Source organism: Thalassotalea sp. G20_0, from assembly GCF_017744175.1.
In the GTDB taxonomy this organism is placed as follows: domain Bacteria; phylum Pseudomonadota; class Gammaproteobacteria; order Pseudomonadales; family Endozoicomonadaceae; genus Endozoicomonas.
The window spans coordinates 1-805 of the sequence record NZ_JAGHQV010000317.1 but is presented as its reverse complement, the minus strand read 5'-3'; the positions used below and the strand labels follow the sequence as shown (position 1 = coordinate 805).

Annotated in this window: 1 protein-coding gene; it reads right to left on the bottom strand. The window is 45.5% G+C overall.

Going from position 1 to position 805, the window contains the following annotated elements:
- Nucleotides 1-630: 2Fe-2S iron-sulfur cluster-binding protein (locus J7438_RS28570; protein WP_209278976.1), on the bottom strand; the 630-nt coding region annotated here is incomplete at its 3' end.
- Nucleotides 631-805 lie beyond the last annotated feature (175 nt).

Here is an 805-nt window from a genome sequence, read left to right as displayed (position 1 = left end):
GGTGCCCAGCGGCCCGTCTATTCTCATTAGGGTGTTTTCTGGTAAAGATGGGAAGATTTTTTCACTTATTTCCCCTCCCATAACCCTGCGAATATGCAGCTCAATACCATCCTGAATGTTATTGTTGGCAATGGAATAACTGCGAATTACGCCACCATAATTCAAATCAACGTATTGTCCTGGCAGATATTCAAAAGTGATGTTGGGTGGTAGTCGGAAGTGAATGACCGCCACATCTTCCTTGGGGTAATAGACAGAGGACACTTTTGCCGGGACGATTTTGCGGGATAGACGAGCAAGTTCAGGTAAATAATCCGCTTCCAGCGTGCAGTCAGTGAGAGCACGACTACAGCAAGTCAAGACAATGCCCTGGTCTTTCTCATCGGAAGATAGCGAAATATTTCCTCCCTCTGAAGTAACCTCACCACTGACCACTTTGGCTTTGCAAACGCCACACGCACCGGATTTACAGCTGTAATTCAATGTCACACCTGCTTGTAGCGCGCTATCCAGAAGTGTTTCTTCATTTGATGTGGGAAAGGATAAATTTGAAGGAATAATCGTGATAGTCGTCACTATAATACTAAAGCCTGACCATATAAAGTTTGATGTATTGGAGGGAGCAGCCACAATAAGTAGTGGATGTGCTCAGCTGGGGTGCGGTTATTTCAGACCATCACAAGGTGGTTGTTATGCTACCGCAATTCTCAAATTGTGACTGATTTACTGGCCACTTGCCAAATTTCATCCCGTCTCTGGGTCATGGTGTTTCACTCGACTCAGCTCAACCATTCCAGCTTGTCGT